General features: G+C 69.9%; 11 protein-coding genes and 1 pseudogene. 6 read left to right on the top strand and 6 right to left on the bottom strand.

The annotated features are described in order from the left end of the window. Positions 1-916 precede the first annotated feature (916 nt). From ACFVYR_RS22145 to ACFVYR_RS22135, 3 genes and pseudogenes are all read right to left on the bottom strand, one after another. Positions 917-1,207 carry a hypothetical protein gene (locus tag ACFVYR_RS22145; protein ID WP_384262787.1) on the bottom strand — a complete coding sequence of 97 codons (291 nt, stop codon included), beginning with the start codon at positions 1,205-1,207 and terminating at the stop codon, positions 917-919. A gap of 947 nt (positions 1,208-2,154) precedes the next feature. Then, positions 2,155-2,907: a VOC family protein gene (locus ACFVYR_RS22140; RefSeq protein ID WP_384262784.1), complete on the bottom strand. Its 753-nt coding sequence runs from the start codon at positions 2,905-2,907 to the stop codon at positions 2,155-2,157. Positions 2,908-2,976: 69 nt separating this feature from the next. Further along, positions 2,977-3,422, bottom strand: a pseudogene (locus ACFVYR_RS22135) (ATP-binding protein). A 158-nt stretch (positions 3,423-3,580) separates the two neighbouring features. Here ACFVYR_RS22135 and ACFVYR_RS22130 point away from each other — a divergent pair. The 6 genes from ACFVYR_RS22130 (at position 3,581) to ACFVYR_RS22105 (ending at position 10,207) form a co-directional block, all read left to right on the top strand. Beyond that, on the top strand, positions 3,581-4,429 hold the full coding sequence (locus tag ACFVYR_RS22130; RefSeq protein ID WP_384262781.1) for a helix-turn-helix domain-containing protein: 849 nt from the start codon (positions 3,581-3,583) through the stop codon (positions 4,427-4,429). Further along, positions 4,426-4,707, top strand: a complete 282-nt coding sequence (locus ACFVYR_RS22125; RefSeq protein WP_384262778.1) for a DUF397 domain-containing protein — start codon at positions 4,426-4,428, stop codon at positions 4,705-4,707. Before ACFVYR_RS22130 ends, ACFVYR_RS22125 begins: the two co-directional genes overlap by 4 nt. 71 nt (positions 4,708-4,778) lie before the next feature. Then, complete coding sequence (locus ACFVYR_RS22120) at positions 4,779-6,329, top strand: MFS transporter (protein WP_384262775.1); 1,551 nt, start codon at positions 4,779-4,781, stop codon at positions 6,327-6,329. Positions 6,330-6,540: 211 nt separating this feature from the next. After that, a complete protein-coding gene (locus ACFVYR_RS22115; RefSeq protein WP_384262772.1) occupies positions 6,541-8,340 on the top strand; it encodes a DEAD/DEAH box helicase in 1,800 nt (599 codons plus the stop codon). Positions 8,341-8,648: 308 nt separating this feature from the next. Then, complete coding sequence (locus tag ACFVYR_RS22110; RefSeq protein ID WP_384262769.1) at positions 8,649-9,290, top strand: IclR family transcriptional regulator; 642 nt, start codon at positions 8,649-8,651, stop codon at positions 9,288-9,290. A 110-nt stretch (positions 9,291-9,400) separates the two neighbouring features. Next, positions 9,401-10,207 (top strand): S16 family serine protease, encoded by an 807-nt coding sequence (locus tag ACFVYR_RS22105; protein WP_384262767.1) that lies wholly within the window; start codon positions 9,401-9,403, stop codon positions 10,205-10,207. Positions 10,208-10,356: 149 nt separating this feature from the next. On the opposite strand, the gene ACFVYR_RS22100 is transcribed toward ACFVYR_RS22105, so the two are convergent. The 3 genes from ACFVYR_RS22100 to ACFVYR_RS22090 form a co-directional block, all read right to left on the bottom strand. Next, entirely contained in the window at positions 10,357-10,968 is a 612-nt protein-coding gene (locus ACFVYR_RS22100; RefSeq protein WP_384262764.1) for an ArsR/SmtB family transcription factor, read from the bottom strand. A gap of 74 nt (positions 10,969-11,042) precedes the next feature. Next, complete coding sequence (locus tag ACFVYR_RS22095; RefSeq protein WP_384262762.1) at positions 11,043-12,020, bottom strand: glycine betaine ABC transporter substrate-binding protein; 978 nt, start codon at positions 12,018-12,020, stop codon at positions 11,043-11,045. Beyond that, entirely contained in the window at positions 12,017-12,913 is an 897-nt protein-coding gene (locus ACFVYR_RS22090) for an ABC transporter permease (RefSeq protein ID WP_384262795.1), read from the bottom strand. The genes ACFVYR_RS22095 and ACFVYR_RS22090 overlap by 4 nt, the downstream gene beginning before the upstream one ends. Positions 12,914-12,918: the final 5 nt, after the last annotated feature.

Genomic DNA, 12,918 nt, shown 5'->3' with positions numbered 1-12,918 from the left:
CTTCGCCGATTCCGCTGCGCTCCACCCTTGACTCCCGTCCCTCCACCGCACGTTGACTGTGACCCGGACGCCCAGGGGTGGGGCCGCCGGGGGGGTGTGGGATGGGTCATTCCCTTTGCCTGCCGGGTGCGGCCCGGCCCAACGCGAGCGCACGCTACGGCCCCAGCTGGGTCGACCAGGCGGCATCGCCGCTCGGGCCATCAGCCTTCGCTGCCGGGTGCGGATCGGCCCATCGTGGGCGGGCGCCAGGGTCGCGCTCGGTCGGGCCATTCATCGGTCGGTCGTCGTCTGCCGCTCCGCCGGGGCACCTACTTTGGGAAAGTTGCGAATGGATTCGCCGCGCGCCCCTTCTTCACTCTCAATGCGCCGTCGCGGATGGGGGGGGCTGCTCGCCATGTACCGGATGAGCCGCCACGTCGTGGAGAACAGGTTGCTGGCTGCATATCGAGAAGATGCTGTGGCGCCATGGACGGAGCCGTGATGCACGCACGGTGATCTGGGACGGGGACTGGCCTGGAGGGGCACTCCATCGCCAGTCCCCGATAGACCTGTCTCAGCCGCCAGGTGCTCGCCCACCGTGAAGCGGTAAGAGGGGTTCTTGGGGCAGTACCAATACGGCCAGCCCCCTTGTCCGTCCGAGTCGAGACTCATCGGATGCAGATGCCGCCCCTGACACAGAGGCCACGGGCGGCCACCTCTGATCTCCTGAAGGTTTTCGAGGACGGCCGCCTGGATGTGAAAGGCAAGCGACTCCACCGCCGCACCCAGCTGCGGTTCCGCGACGAGCCTTGAGTCAAGCTCCAGGGCCCCCAGGTGCGCGTAGACGACATCGGGACTGAGGCCGCAAGCCCGTAGATCGCGATCAACGGGCGCGAAGACCTCTGCGGGCTCTGGCAGTGACATGGCGCTTACTCCCCTACGGCTTGAACTCGCAGTTCACGAAACGCATGCCGCCGCTGCGCGGGTCACGCACGGACCTCCAGGTCCACAGGAACGACACGTCGTCTCCGCGCTTCATCGTGTACTTCCTGCTGCTGCCCTTTACGGCGAACTTACGCGGCAGTGGACCGTGGAACTGGTAGTACCACACCTTGTTCTGGTGCTCCTGATAGACGTTGGCCTCGCGCCCGTTGGCGAAGATCTTCGCGTTGAAGTTCACGCGGCCCATCGGGGCGTTGCCCCGGGAGAGCTTCACGACCCACGGCACCCCGTGCTTCTTGGATTCCTGAAGGACGACCTTGGCAGCGCGGTTCCTGAATGTTCCCCGGCACTTCGGCAGCCTGGCCTTGGCCGCGGCGAGGCCGGCACGCGGCCCGGACGCCGCCAGCTATTGCAGGTCAGCGAGAGAGCCGCCGCCCTGGGCCACACCCTGCTCACGCAGCTGTGCCATGAGTGCCGCCACATCGGGTGACGAGGGCGACGCGGACACCGGGCCCGCAGTGGGCGTCTCGGCTTGCGCGGATGTCCAGGGGCGCGCGGGGCGTGGCAGGGGGGCGCGCGACGATTCCATTCGCAACTTAGCGAAAGTAGATGCCCCGGAGCGGGACCCATCTATCCGGGGCGGCGCATTGGGAGTGAAGAGGGGGGCGCGCGGCGACTCCATTCGCAACTTTCCCAAAGTAGGTGCCCCGGAGCAGCAGCAGCAGACGACGACCGACCGATGAATGGCCTGACCGAGCGCGACCCTGGCGCCCGCCCACGATGGGCCGGTCCGCACCCGGCAGCGCGAGGGGATGGCCCGAGCGGCGATGCCGCAGGGGCAGCCGAGCCCCGACCGTGACGTCGGCTCGCGTTGGACCGGGCCGCACCCGGCAGCGATGGCTGATGGCCCGAGCGGCTGGGCCGCAGGGGCAGCCGAGCCCCGACCGTAGCCTCGACTCGCGTTGAGCCGGGCCGCACCCGGCAGGCAAAGGGAATGACCCATCCCACGCCCCCCGGCGGCCCCACCCCTGGGCGTCCGGGTCACAGTCAACGTGCGGTGGAGGGACGGGAGTCAAGGGTGGAGCGCAGCGGAATCGGCGCAGCCGACGCGTAGCGCAGCGGAGCGCCCTTTACTGCCGGCCCGGAACCGCCACACTCCGCAAAACCCCGGACGCCCCCGCCCACCCCCAAAGGCACCGGCCCACCAAAGACGCCGAGAAGACCGAGCCGAAGTCACGCCGGAGCGAGAACGCAGAACTCGTTGCCCTCCGGGTCGGCGAGGCACGTCCACGGCGCGTCACCCTGACCGAAGTCGATGCCGGTCGCACCAAGCCCCCGCAACCGCGCCCCCTCCACCTCGTGATCGCCCCCGCGATAAGGCCGGAGGTCGAGATGGATGCGCGGCCGGGCCGACCGGTCCCAGCCGGTCCTCACACCCGGCGTGCGGAGGAACTCCAGGTACGGCCCGACACCCTTGGCAGAGCGCAGGCGGGCGAGGTCGTCAGTCACCTCGTGCGGGGTCCAGTCCATCGCCTCGTCCCAGAACCGGGCCATGGCACGCGGATCGGCACACTCGACCACCACCGCGGCCATCGGACCGGTGTCCCGGTAGATCTCCCGCGGCTCCAGCACGCAGAACTCGTTGCCTTCAGGGTCGGCCATGACCTGCCACGGGACGTCACCCTGGCCCACGTCGACGGGGGTCGCGCCGAGTTCCCTGAGACGTGCGACCAGCTCTGCCTGATGGGCGGCGGAGGTCGTGGCCAGGTCGATGTGCAGGGAGTTCTTCGCCGTCTTGGGCTGCGGGTCGGCGACGACGTCGATGACGACGGCGGTGGGGTCGGGGTAGGCGAAGCCCTCGGGTTCGAGGTTGGTCACGCCGGGGCCCTCGCTGTCGACGCCCCAGCCGAGCGCCGCCGCCCAGAAGCGGCCCAGCGCCGCGTCGTCCCGGGCCTTCAGATGGATCTGGACAAGTCGCGTCGTCATGCCGCAGATCCTAAAGCGGCGATCTTGCGCCGAGCCATCGAATAGGCGGCGCCCGCACCGCGGGCCGTCCTACGACAGGGGGGCCAGATCAAGTTCCGCCCAGACCGTTTTGCAGGGGCTGAAGATGACGGCGCCAAGGTCCGTCCCCAGCGGTCGGCGAGCGCCTCCACCAGGAGCAGACCCCGCCCCGACTCGGCGTCGACACAGGGGGGTTCGGGCCGCTGCGGCGGGGTGTGCTCCGGGCGCGCGTCCGTCACTTCGATACGGAGCGTGTCCGTCCCGCTGAGCGCGAGCACCAGGCGGAAGCTCCTGCCGGGCGCGTGGCCGTGCAGCACGGCATTGTTCGCCAACTCGGCGACGATCTGTTCCGCCGCCTCGAACGGGTGCGCCCAGCTGTGCAGTTGTTCCCGCGTAAGGAGCCGGGCCAGCCGTGCGCCTCTTCGCGTCGCGGAGAGCAGGATCTTGAACTGGTGTACGGGTGTGGGGGTTCCCGCCCGGGTGTTTTCTTGGTTCACGTCACTCAGCGTGGCCCCCCGTACGTACGGTGCATAGCGGTGCGTGGTGTGCGTACCGCAATTGTCCGGTGCGTGTCCCGGCCTGTCCTGGCTGTCTCGGTTGCTGTTCGGGTACGTGTGCGCGTTGGGCTTTGGACGGTACGACGGAGGCGGGCGCGGTGGAGTGTAACGACGCGGTGGATGAACCGGGGTGGGACGTCGACCCCGAGGACGAGATCAGTGCGGTCGTGGAGATGGTCGGCCAGCAGTTGAAGTTGCGGCGGGAGGCGGCGGGCATGCGCGTCGCCGAGTTCGCGGTGGCGATCGGTTACGGGGAGGACTTGGTCCGGAAAGTCGAGCGCGGGGCGCGTATTCCTCGTCCCGAGTACCTGGACAGGGTGGACGAGGTCACGGGCGCGGACGGGCTCGTCTCCGCGATGAAGGAGATGCGGGAGGCGAGGTATCCGAAGAAGGCGCGTGACTTGGCGAAGCTGGAGGCGCAGGCGGTCGAGATCGGGCTGTACAGCAACCACAACATCCACGGCTTGCTACAGACGGAAGAGCATATGCGGGCACTGTTCGAGATGCGGCAGCCGTCGTACTCGCAGGATCAGGTGGAGCGAGATGTGGCTGCGCGTATGGCCCGGCGGGCGATTTTCGAGCGCTCGCCTGCACCGACTCTGAGCTTCGTGCAGGAGGAGGCGACGCTGCGGCGCACCATCGGAGGGACAATGATGCTACGTCGGCAGCTCGAACACCTCACTACAGTGGCCGGGTTGCGAAACGTGACTTTCCAAGTGATGCCACTCGACTGTGAGAGCCATGCCGGAATGGGAGGCTTGATCGAAGTGCTGAAGTTCCGTGACGGTACGGCGGTTGGGCGCTCCGAGGGGGCGTTCAGCAGTCGCCCAGTCTCCGATCCCAAGCAGCTCAGGATCCTTGAGTTGCGCTATGGGATAATCCGGGCTCAAGCTCTCACGCCACGGGCGTCACTGGCCTTCATCGAGCAATTGCCGGGAGAGACATGATCCGCAAGGCTTCTGCCGGGGACGCCTCCGGACGTGAGTGGTTCAAGAGCAGCTACAGCAGTGGCAGTGAAGGTGACAGCTGTGTCGAGGTCGCCCTGGAGTGGCAGAAGAGCAGCTACAGCAGCAGCAACGAGTCCGGCGACTGCGTCGAGGTAGCCACCACCCCCCACACCATCCACATCCGCGACTCCAAAACCCCCCGCGCCCCCCACCTCACCCTCACCCCCTCCACCTGGTCCGCCTTCATCACGCACGCCTCCCAGGCCGCAGAGGCGTAAGACCAAGGGACGAGCATGCCCCCGCCCCTGGACAGGGGTAAAACGGGCCCACGCCTCTTACCCTGGCGTGCATGACTGATGACACCGACGGCGTCCTGCGCAAGCCCTACCGCGCCCTGAGCATTGGCATCGTCTCCGTCGTGCTGCTGATCGCGTTCGAGGCCACCGCCGTGGGGACGGCGATGCCCGTGGCCGCACGGGAGCTGGACGGCGTGTCCCTGTACGCCTTCGCGTTCTCGGGGTACTTCACGACCAGCCTCTTCGGCATGGTGCTCAGCGGGCAGTGGGCCGACCGGCGAGGACCGCTGGGGCCGGTCGCCATCGGGATCTCGCTGTTCGCGGCGGGGCTGCTGCTCAGTGGGACCGCCGGGTCGATGTGGCTGTTCATCGCGGGGCGGGCCGTGCAGGGGCTCGGCGGCGGACTGGTCATCGTCGGGCTGTACGTGATCGTCAGCCGTGCCTACCCCGAGCACCTGCGGGCGTCGATCATGGCGGCGTTCGCGGCGGGCTGGGTCGTGCCGTCCGTGGTGGGGCCGCTGATCGCGGGGACGGTCACCGAACACCTCGGCTGGCGCTGGGTCTTCGTCGGCATCCCGGTCCTCGTGACCGCGCCGCTCGCCCTCGCGCTGCCCGCGATACGGCGGACGGCGTCCGGGCCCGCCGACCCGGACGCGCCGGTGGCCGCGTTCGACCGGCGGCGCATCCGGCTCGCGCTGGGGATCTCGCTGGGGGCGGGGCTCCTCCAGTACGCCGGGCAGGACCTGCGCTGGCTCTCGCTGCTGCCCGCCGCGGCAGGCGCCGCCGTCCTCGTGCCCGCCGTGCTGGGGCTGCTGCCCAAGGGGACGTACCGGGCCGCGCGCGGACTGCCGTCCGTGGTACTGCTGCGCGGTATCGCGGCGGGGTCGTTCGTCGCGGCCGAGTCCTTCGTGCCGCTGATGCTCGTCACCCAGCGCGGGCTGAGCCCCACCATGGCCGGGCTTTCGCTGGCGGTGGGCGGGGCGGCCTGGGCGCTCGGGTCGTACGTCCAGTCGCGGCCCCGCATGGAGCCCTACCGGTCGCGGCTCGTGACCTCCGGGATGGTGCTCGTCGCGGGCGCGATACTCGCCGTGCCGACCGTCCTCGTCGAGGCCGTGCCCGTGTGGGTCGTGGGTGTCGCGTGGGGCTTCGGGTGCTTCGGGATGGGCCTGGTCATCGCCTCGACCAGCGTGCTGCTGCTGCGGCTCTCCGCGCCCGCCGACGCCGGGTCGAACTCGGCCGCGCTACAGATCTCCGACGGACTCTCGAACGTCGTCCTGCTCGCCGCGGGCGGCGCCGCGTTCGCCGCACTCGGCGGGGGTTCGGTGGGTGTCGGCCACGGGGCGGGGGAGAGCGCGGGCTCGCATCCGGCGGCCTTCGTTGCCGTCTTCCTGCCGATGGCCGCGGTCGCCCTCGTCGGGGCGTGGGTGGGGACGCGGCTCCAGGGCCCGAGCGGGACCGTGCCGGACGCGGCGGCGGTCCCGGCGGCGGACGGGACGGGAGTCGTGGTGACCGACGTGGTGACAGACGTACGAATGGACGTCCTGTCGGACAGCGGGCCGGATGCGGTGTCGGACGTACGGACGGAGGTGCGGACGGAGAAGTAGGCGGGTGCGGTCCCGGCGGGGCGCGGCGACGGGGGGCTGCGGGCGGACGTGCAGGGGGACATGCGTACCGGCACCCCCACACACCCCGCGCCTCCGTGTGAGACCCGTCGCACCCGCCCCGGTCGCCGCCCCGGCCTCGGGCTCGCGCCCACGCATCACCGGTAAGGTGGCCCGGTTGTCATACGTGCCGCCGACCGCGAACCCGGAGACCGTGACTACCACCAGCGCCGCCGCCACCTCCTCGCACCACCTGTCGCCCGCGTTCCCCGGGCGGGCCCCCTGGGGCACCGCCAACAAGCTGCGCGCCTGGCAGGAGGGCGCGATGGAGAAGTACATCCAGGAGCAGCCGCGAGACTTCCTCGCCGTCGCCACCCCCGGCGCCGGCAAGACGACGTTCGCGCTCACGCTCGCGTCCTGGCTGCTGCACCACCACGTCGTCCAGCAGGTCACCGTGGTCGCGCCCACCGAGCATCTGAAGAAGCAGTGGGCCGAGGCCGCCGCCCGTATCGGCATCAAGCTGGACCCCGAGTACAGCGCGGGGCCCGTCAGCAAGGAGTACCACGGGGTCGCCGTGACGTACGCGGGCGTCGGCGTACGCCCGATGCTGCACCGCAACCGCTCCGAGCAGCGCAAGACCCTCGTCATCCTCGACGAGATCCACCACGCGGGCGACAGCAAGTCGTGGGGCGAGGCGTGCCTGGAGGCGTTCGAGCCGGCGACGCGGCGGCTCGCGCTCACCGGTACGCCGTTCCGGTCCGACACGAATCCGATCCCCTTCGTCACGTACGAGGAGGGGAACGACGGCATCCGGCGCTCCTCCGCCGACTACACCTACGGCTACGGCAGCGCGCTCGGCGACGGCGTCGTGCGGCCCGTGATCTTCCTCTCGTACTCCGGCAACATGCGGTGGCGCACGAAGGCCGGTGACGAGATCGCCGCGCGGCTCGGCGAGCCCATGACCAAGGACGCCGTGTCGCAGGCGTGGCGCACCGCGCTCGACCCCCGGGGCGAGTGGATGCCGAACGTCCTGAAGGCCGCCGACAAGCGGCTCACCGAGGTCAGGAAGGCCATTCCCGACGCGGGCGGCCTCGTCATCGCCTCCGACCAGGACTCCGCGCGCGCCTACGCCAAGCTGATCCGCGAGATCACCGGGTCCAAGGCCACCGTCGTCCTCTCCGACGACACCGGCGCGTCCAAGCGGATCGACGACTTCGCCGCGAGCACCGACCGGTGGATGGTCGCCGTCCGCATGGTCTCCGAAGGCGTCGACGTACCGCGCCTCGCGGTGGGCGTGTACGCGACGACGATCTCCACGCCGCTCTTCTTCGCGCAGGCCGTCGGCCGTTTCGTACGGTCCAGGCGGCGCGGCGAGACCGCGTCCGTCTTCCTGCCCACCGTCCCCGACCTGCTCGGCTTCGCCAACGAGATGGAGGTCGAACGCGACCACGTCCTCGACAAGCCGAAGAAGGAAGGGGAGGAGGACCCCTACGCCGAGTCCGAGAAGGAGATGGACGAGGCCAACAAGGAGCAGGACGAGGACACCGGGGAGCAGGAGCAGTTCTCCTTCGAGGCCCTGGAGTCCGAGGCCGTCTTCGACCGGGTGCTCTTCGACGGCGCCGAGTTCGGCATGCAGGCGCACCCGGGCAGCGAGGAGGAGCAGGACTACCTCGGCATCCCCGGGCTCCTCGAACCCGACCAGGTGCAGATGCTGCTCCAGAAGCGGCAGGCCCGCCAGATCGCCCACAGCAGGAAGAAGCCGGACGACGAGGCCGACCTCCTGGAAATCCCCGCCGAACGGCGCCCCGTCGTCTCCCACAAGGAACTCCTCGGGCTCAGGAAGCAGCTGAACACGATGGTCGGCGCGTACGTCCACCAGAGCGGGAAGCCGCACGGGGTGATCCACACCGAGCTGCGGCGCACCTGCGGGGGGCCGCCGAGCGCGGAGGCCACGGCAGGCCAGCTGCGCCAGCGCATCGAGAAGGTCCAGGAGTGGGCCACCCGGATGAAGTGAGGGCTGAGCCGCTGGTTCCGAGTGGGGAGGTGGTGTGCGAATGCCGTGCGCGCCCCTCGCTGGCGCCCACCGCGTAACGGGGCAATGGGGGGCGCTAGGGGCGCCCCGGTGCCCGGATTCTGGACGAAGTCTTCCGCTGAGCGGGACGGCCTCGCTAATGTCCCCGCACAGCACACGCCCCGTGGCAGCGCCGCCGCGGAGCGCAGCCGGTGTTCCGACCGGCGGCCTCTGACGCGCGTCGCCCACGGGACCGGCGACGCAACCGCCGCGTAGGGGGGCCGCCGACCCTCACCTAAGGAGTGGGCGTCGTGACCGCGGAGACTTCCCAGACGCTCGACCGAGGACTGCGCGTCCTCAAGCTGCTGGCCGACACCGACCATGGGCTCACGGTCACCGAGCTGTCCAACAAGCTCGGTGTGAACCGCACCGTGGTGTACCGCCTGCTCGCCACGCTCGAACAGCACGCCCTCGTGCGGCGGGACCTCGGCGGTCGCGCCCGGGTCGGCCTCGGCGTGCTGCGGCTCGGCCGCCAGGTGCACCCGCTGGTGCGGGAGGCCGCGCTGCCCGCGCTGCGCTCGCTCGCCGAGGACATCGGGGCGACGGCACACCTCACCCTCGTCGACGGCTCGGAGGCCCTCGCGGTCGCGGTGGTCGAGCCGACCTGGACGGACTACCACGTCGCCTACCGCACCGGCTTCCGCCATCCGCTGGACCGGGGCGCCGCGGGCCGCGCGATACTCGCCGCCCGCCAGAGCCTGGTCACCGACCCCGGCTACGCGCTCACCCACGGCGAGCTGGAGGCCGGCGCGAGCGGCGCGGCGGCTCCCCTGGTCGGAGTGACGGGCCTTGAGGGCAGCGTGGGCGTGGTCATGCTGTCGGACTCGGTGCCGGAGAGAGTGGGGCCACGGGTGGTCGACGCGGCCCGGGAAGTCGCAGACGCGTTGCGCTGAGGCCGCGCGGAGGATCTGTTCCACGGGGCTCGGTCGATCGCCGGCTGCGCCGAGCTCGTCCTCAAACGCCGGACGGGCTTGATCATCCTCCCTCACGTTAGATTGATCCCGTGTTCTCGTTCTCTCGCCTCACGCGCCCCCAGACCCTCGCCGTCTGCGCCCTGCCCGTCGCGGCCCTGCTCGCCGTCGCGGCGTTCGCGCCGTTGCCGTTCGCCGTGGCGCAGCCCGGTGGCACGGCGAACGTACTCGGGGAGCACGAGGGCAAGCCGGTCCTCACGGTCTCCGGCGTCCCTACGCGCAGGACGAGCGGCGAGCTGCGCATGACGACGATCGTCGCGACGGGGCCGCAGATGGACATCCGTCTGGGCGACGTCGTCGACGGCTGGTTCCGTACGGACCGTGCGGTGATGCCCAAGGACTCCGTCTACCCCGTCGGCGACAACGTCAAGGAAGTCGAGAAGCACAACCTCGGCGACATGAAGGAGTCGCAGGACGAGGCCACGCAGGCGGCGCTCGCGTATCTGAAGGCGAACGGCGTCGACGACACGGACAAGGTGAAGGTCAAGGCCGACCTCGGCAAGATCGGCGGCCCGAGCGCCGGACTGTTCCTCGCGCTCGGCATCATCGACAAGCTGGACGGCGACGGCAGCGGCGGTGACCTCACGGGTGGCCGCAGGATCGCGGGTACCGGCACGATCTCGGCGGACGGCGAGGTCGGCCCGGTCGGCGGCGTGGCCCTGAAGACGCAGGCCGCGCGGCGTGACGGTGCGACGGTCTTCCTGGTCCCCGAGGACGAGTGCTCGGACGCTCAGTCGGAGCTGCCGAAGGGCCTGCGCCTGGTGCCGATCAAGACACTGAAGGGAACGGTCGACTCACTGCGGGCCCTCGGGAAGGGCGGGAAGGTCCCGAGCTGCTGACGAGCCGGAGCCCCAACTCCACCAGGGTCCATCCGAGTTGCGTGCGGAGATGGTGGTGGGTTCCTCTGCTGGGTGCCGCTCGCCGCAATTCCCGCGCGCGGGCGTCGTGCAGGATCAGGTGGATGTCGGAGTGCATGGCTTCGTTCCTCTCAGTCGCCGTCGTCGTCGCTGTTGTCGGCCGGTCGGGTCGGGAACAGGTGGGAGTGGACCCGAACCCTGGCCGCGTCCGGGGTGCCCTTCGGCGGCGCCAACATCCGGTACTCCTCCATGAGTTCGTGGACCTTGTGGCTCAGCTCGGACGCGAGTTCCGGGGTCAGGTCCAGGGTGAAGTCGCTGATGTCCGAGGCCGCCCCCCACTCCTGTGGCCACTCGTGCCGCGTCGCGATCCAGGTGGACACCTCTTGGGCGCGCAGCGACGCGTACTCGTGCAGCACGGTGCTGAGGGCGCCGCGGACCTCGGGGTTCTCGTCGAGCATGAGCTCGGCGTCGGTGCGAATGCCCTGCTGGGCCGGGCGCCACCACCGCTCCCGCCCCTTGCCGCGATCGGGGTCGTCCTCCACGAACCCGTACTCCGCGAGCTGACGCAGGTGATAGCTGGTCGCGCCGCTCGACTCGCCCAGGCGCGCGGCGAGTTGAGAGGCGGTCGCCGGTCCTTCGACGCCCAGCGACGTGAGCAGCCGCATCCGCAGCGGGTGCGCGAGCCCGCGCAGGGTGCGCGCGTCGAGTTCACGGACTTTGTGGGGCTTCGGCTGCTCCGTCATGGACTCAGCGTAGACATGCAAAGACTCCGTTGCAACGGTTTCTTTGCAACGGAGTCTTTGTAACTGAAGCCGGTCTACTCCTTGACGAACCCCTCCTCGACCAACCAGTCCTTCGCCACCTCATGCGGATCCTGACCGTCCACATCCACCTTGGAGTTGAGGTCCCGCGCCACCTTGTTGTTGAGCCTCTTCGTGATGGGGGCCAGGACCTCCGCGATCTCCGGATGCTTCTTCAGGGACTTGCTGTTGATCTCCGGCGCCGCGTTGTAGTTGGGGAAGAAGTGCTTGTCGTCCTCCATCGTCGTCAGGTTCATCGCCTTGATGCGGCCGTCGGTGGTGAAGACCTCGCCGTACGTGCAGGAGCCCTTGGCCGCCTGCGTGTAGATGATCCCGGTGTCCATCTTGGTGATGCTGGAGGACGGGATCCTCATCCCGTACGCCTTCTGCATGCCGGGCAGGCCGTCGTTCCGCGAGGAGAACTCGCTCTCCACACAGAGGGAGGCGGCCTTCGGGTCGGACTTGGACAGGGCCGCCACGTCCGAGAGCGTCTTCGTCCGGTACTTCGCCGCGTTCCTCTCGTTCATCGCCAGCGCGTACGTATTGTTGAGCGCGGCCGGGGTCAGCCAGGTGACACCGTTCTTCAGGTCGGCGTCGCGCACCGCCTGCCACTGCTTCCGCGGGTCCGTGATCGGCTTGGTGTTGCCCTGGTACGTGATCCAGGCGGTGCCCGTGTACTCGTACATGGCGTCCGCGTCGCCGCCCTTGACCGCCTCGCGCGCGCCGATCGAGCCCTGGATGCCCGTGCGGTCGAGCACATCCGCGCCGGCCGCCTGGAACGCGATGCCCATGATCGCGCCGAGGACCAGCTGCTCGGTGAACTCCTTGGACGTGACGGTGAGGTCGGCGCCCTTCAGGGGCAGGCCCTTGCCGATGGAGCCGGGCTTGACGTCGTCCACCATCGGACTGCCGCTGGTGAGCCCGCACCCGGCGACCAGCGCGCCGCCCAGGACGGCGATGACGGTCGTACGCGCGGTGACCTTGAGGTTCCTCATGTGTCCACCTCCAGGCCCCTCGGACGCAGCAGCAGTTCGGCCAGCGAGGCCAGCCAGTCGACCAGGAGCGCGAGCGCGATCGTCAGGATCGAGCCGAGCATCAGGACCGGCATCCGCTGGTTGGTCATGCCCGTCGTGATGAGGTCGCCGAGGCCCCCGCCGCCGCCGAACGTGGCGAGCGTCGCCGTGCCGACGTTGAGGACGAGCGCCGTGCGCACGCCCGCGAGGATCAGCGGGACGGCCAGCGGGAGTTCGACCTTGGCGAGGACGCCGAGCGGCGACATGCCGATGCCGCGCGCCGCCTCCAGGAGCGTCGGGTCGTTCGCCTTCAGGCCCGCGATCGTGTTGGAGAGGACCGGCAGGACGGCGTAGATGATGATGCCGATCAGGGCGGCCTTCTCGCCGATGCCGAGCCAGATCACCAGGAGCGCGAGGAGACCGATCGCGGGGGTCGCCTGACCGATGTTGGCCAGGGCCATCGCGACCGGGGCACCTTTGCGCAGCTTCTTGCGGGTCAGCAGGATGCCGAGCGGGATGGCGATGATGAGGACGAAGAAGGTGGAGATCGCTGTCAGTTGGATGTGCTGGCGCAGGCGGAGCCATACGTTGCCGTCGGCCAGCGCGTTCTCGGAGATCGAGTCGAGGTCGGCCTGCCGGAACCACCACCAGGTGATCAGCAGGACCACCGCGAGGACGGCGGGCAGGAAGACCAGCTTCTGCCAGACGACCTTGCGCGGCTGCCGCCGGACCGGCAGGGGCGGCGGCGGGGCCTCCTGCTCGGCCTCGCCCTCGTCACGGAAGGCGAGGCCCTTGACCTCGTGCTCGCCCTCGGGGCGGGACGCCTCACGCGGGGACGGCCTGCGGTCCGGGATCCGCGGTGAGCCCCCGGAGATGCCGC

Source organism: Streptomyces sp. NPDC058284 (genome assembly GCF_042881135.1).
Lineage (GTDB): Bacteria > Actinomycetota > Actinomycetes > Streptomycetales > Streptomycetaceae > Streptomyces.
This window is presented reverse-complemented; position numbering and strand designations above follow the sequence as displayed.

Bases quoted from the DNA above. Each gene is read 5' to 3' on its own strand.
- ACFVYR_RS22140 (WP_384262784.1), bottom strand. From the start codon at position 2,907: ATGACGACGCGACTTGTCCAGATCCATCTGAAGGCCCGGGACGACGCG.
- ACFVYR_RS22125 (WP_384262778.1), top strand. From the start codon at position 4,426: ATGATCCGCAAGGCTTCTGCCGGGGACGCCTCCGGACGTGAGTGGTTC.
- ACFVYR_RS22120 (WP_384262775.1), top strand. From the start codon at position 4,779: ATGACTGATGACACCGACGGCGTCCTGCGCAAGCCCTACCGCGCCCTG.
- ACFVYR_RS22100 (WP_384262764.1), bottom strand. From the start codon at position 10,968: ATGACGGAGCAGCCGAAGCCCCACAAAGTCCGTGAACTCGACGCGCGC.
- ACFVYR_RS22095 (WP_384262762.1), bottom strand. From the start codon at position 12,020: ATGAGGAACCTCAAGGTCACCGCGCGTACGACCGTCATCGCCGTCCTG.